Genomic DNA, 3,404 nt, shown 5'->3' on the forward strand with positions numbered 1-3,404 from the left:
TTAGCGAGGCAGGCTTCATTGCTCTCGTGTCGCTGTCCGACTACTTCAAGTTTGTGACCGACGAGAATCAGAATCGGCGTCGACACCTATTTCTGTCGAACGTTCGAGACTATGAGGGATCCGTCGAAGTAAATAGAGCGATTGAAGCCACACTTAGGGGTGAAGCTCCGGAAGATTTCTGGGTGCTTAATAACGGTGTCACTATACTGGCGGTGGCGGCGAGACCTGGCTTCAAGTCTCTGGTTCTTGAGGATCCGGTCATTGTAAATGGCCTGCAGACGACAATGGAAATTATCCAACATTTCCGACGCAGTCCTGGCGTAGATGACAGAATGCTCTTGCTGCGAATAGTAATTCCGCAGAACGACAAGAGTCGTGATCGTGTTATTGTGGCCACAAATAGTCAAACAGCTATAGGCTCTGGGACGTTGCGCGCCACGGACGAGGTGCACGGTGACATTGAAGAGTTCTTCGAGCAGAACGGGCTATTCTACGAGCGTCGCCGCAATTCTCATCGCCATGAAGGCCGCCCGGTCCAGTCTATTATCACAATGCCACATCTTGGCAGGTGCCTAGCCTCGGTGCTGCTGCAGTCGCCTTGGGAGGCCGTCAAAATAAATGCGACGGCGCGTATCCTGAAAAGGGAGCAGCTGTATCAGCAGATGTTCGACGCAGAGAATCCTCTCAGGCTCTATCTAAACTCCGTCCTGATTGTCAAAGAAGTTGACGCGTATCTCCAAGGCGATCTTGACCTAGATGTCGGGCTTACTTATCCCGGCAGGGATATGGGCCGAAATAGGCCCGGAGGGATGTATTGGTGGATGCTATGGCATCTTGCATGCTATGTCACACAGATTCTTGTTGCCCCAAGGATGATCTCGGCTCGCTCAATCGCTGATATTGATGTCCGCCGCGTTGACGCTCAGTTGCTTGACTCTGCCTCACGCAAGGTTGCCGCCATGTTTAAGGAGGAGACTGAACGGTTGGAGAGAAACCCGTACCAAGTGGCCAGGGGGTCAGCCGCAAAAGAATCTTTCGTTGAACTCCTCAGCGTTGCCAGAGAGGCAGCCCGCCGTGCGACGGAGCCGCCCAGTGCCCAAAAATAGCGTCTTTTTCATCATCACTGATGATCCACGTGACCAAGGCGGTAGGTGAAGAGACGCGGATTTCGGTGGCATCCACACCCGGGCGATCCGCAGGTCATGGATGGTGCCGGTCCTAGCCGGATGGTCGATGGTCAAGAGACTTAGGGTTCGAACCTATCGCGCCCACCCATCCCACCAGCACGAACAGCGGGCACCACGATCACCGGTCTCTGCCGTCTCAGGCCCTCCACCTACAGGCGCGATGCCGGCGACCATCTCGACGGTGGACATGCGCGGCACCGGGTCGTCATCGACATCTGCGACCAGCCCATGACCTTCCATGACGGCCCGCGTCGGAACGCCCAGGACGTCTAGCCGCTCTCAGCACTGCCTCGCCCGCTATGGCCGTGCCACAGCACTAAGAATGGTTGTGTGACTATCTCCGGACCGGCTACTCAAGCATGTTGCTCGTTGCCGGTTTCCTCATCAAGCGATGGACGCAGTTCGACTAGGCGATAACTCTTTCGCTCTAGGCCGCTAACAAGAGATCGCACAATCGTGACCTCGAAGGTAGCAGAGACGCGATGAGTATAGAATTCGGCAAGGCGGGGAACCAGCTCCTCGATAACCGAGGCAGAGACTACGCCGCCTGAAGTCTCCAACTCAATGCGATTTCTAATATCGCTAACGGTGCCGAGTCGGCCATCTATTACCTCCAGAGCCTCGCTGGCAAGGTTCCTTAAAAGGGCATCGCCCAGGCGGGCAGCAACCGGCTTGCTAAAAATGGCTTGACGAATCTCGGCATTCGGGTAGTGCCATTTCATAGAAACGCTCATACCGGTATCGGCAACTACGCGCGAGACATCGCTGAGGTGCTTGAAGGTACGTGCACCTAAAGGTAAAACTGCATCGACAATCGGCTCATCGTTCGGGTCGTCTCGACCAGCTAGATCGATTAGCCCGAGAATGGACCGCAAGGATTGATCAAGCAGATCGCCCGCACCCTCAAGGCCAGGGATCTCCGCCTGGTCGTCGACCCTAAGAGGAGCCTTAAGAATAGCTCCGAATGAACCCGGGAAGGTTGAGGACAGCCGAAGGGAGGTAGCGTCCCTAAGGGGCCCTGGGATAGCCGCCCTTGTCGTGATTTTGCCAAATAGAGCTTGCCCGACCGAGGAAACACACTCCTGCAATGACAACAGGAACCGGGACAAGGCATCGATTCGGATCGAGTTGTCAGCGACGGGGCTTCCATCCAGATGCAGCTCCAGGGTTGCCTGTTCGGCGTCCGCGATGTCTTGCATAAGATCCTCGCGGATCTGCGCCAAACCATCCGAAGCTAGCGCGAATCCGAATGAGCCATAAAGGCCAGCAGAATCCATGATGGCGTCATTTATTTCGGCCACTATTTCACGAGCGCGGTCACTCGCCATCCCGCACCTCCAGAATCCCCTTCACGATTGTATCACTTTCGCGAACACCTGTGAATAAGCGCAGAAAGCTGCCGCGCAACTTTACGCTGGCACTATGACCGGGATGGGTGTCGGGCGTAATCGGCACCATAAAGGAGTCAATACCCCACGCTGCTCTAGTTGAATGCCCGTTAACCAATGACTTGAACAACGGACGATCGGGCAGCGGAATGTTGTCGAGGTCTTCGATATTGATGAATGTCACCAAGTCGATGTCGCCGGGATCGACCTTTGATGTCGTGTAGCTCCCGTCGACCCATTGATGCTGAATCGGCGCGAATCGCGAAATCGCGTTCCGGTGGTCAATCCATTGCTGAAAGAGTGTGGCGCGGGTTTTTGAGCCCGGGAAATCATCGACAAAGGGCTCGTGGACTTCGTCAATAGAGACCACATGCCTCCCGGGCGGCAGTAGACCGTGTGGACCTAGCATCCGCGCTCCTCCCCAGAGGGTTCATTCGCCGAGCGCTCGGCGGGCGGACGGAACTTCCGACGCGCACCGCGCACATGTCTGCCACCAGCATCTCGTGAAACCTTGATCAACTGGGCAACGTCTGGCGGCGTGTTGCGATGCTCGGCCCCTTGGTCCAGGCGGCGAGTAGCTGGTGCTGGCCCAAGATGGCCCACCGTCCGGAATCTACGTCTGGGCGGCGCGTTCGGTCTCAATTATGGTCTCATTCGTTGCCGACCGATGCCGTTCGATCTTGTCCGCCGATAGAGGACTTCCGCAGGTCAGGGACGGTATCGGTTGGCGTCGGACGATGGTCAACAGACTTGGAAAGCGTGTGGCCGCTCAGCCGGCCGACCTCTGTGCGACGACAAGGTCCTGCAACGCCTCGATCGTCAGCCACGG

At 56.4% G+C, this 3,404-nt stretch carries 3 protein-coding genes; 1 reads left to right on the forward strand and 2 read right to left on the reverse strand.

Annotated features, from left to right (window positions below; all coding sequences use genetic code 11):
• The coding region (locus DMB66_RS59440; RefSeq protein WP_148112956.1) for an AIPR family protein at positions 1–1,106 on the forward strand (1,106 nt) is incomplete at its 5' end.
• Positions 1,107–1,540: 434 nt separating this feature from the next.
• On the opposite strand, the gene DMB66_RS59445 is transcribed toward DMB66_RS59440, so the two are convergent.
• Together DMB66_RS59445 and DMB66_RS59450 are read right to left on the reverse strand one after the other, a co-directional pair.
• Positions 1,541–2,515 carry a hypothetical protein gene (locus DMB66_RS59445; RefSeq protein WP_125812657.1) on the reverse strand — a complete coding sequence of 325 codons (975 nt, stop codon included), beginning with the start codon at positions 2,513–2,515 and terminating at the stop codon, positions 1,541–1,543.
• Positions 2,505–2,945 carry a hypothetical protein gene (locus DMB66_RS59450; protein ID WP_125812658.1) on the reverse strand — a complete coding sequence of 147 codons (441 nt, stop codon included), beginning with the start codon at positions 2,943–2,945 and terminating at the stop codon, positions 2,505–2,507. The genes DMB66_RS59445 and DMB66_RS59450 overlap by 11 nt, the downstream gene beginning before the upstream one ends.
• Positions 2,946–3,404 lie beyond the last annotated feature (459 nt).

The organism is Actinoplanes sp. ATCC 53533 (assembly GCF_003947245.1).

What these genes read in the sequence shown, in the direction of transcription:
- DMB66_RS59445 (WP_125812657.1), bottom strand. Translation starts at nt 2,515, where the DNA reads ATGGCGAGTGACCGCGCTCGTGAAATAGTGGCCGAAATAAATGACGCC.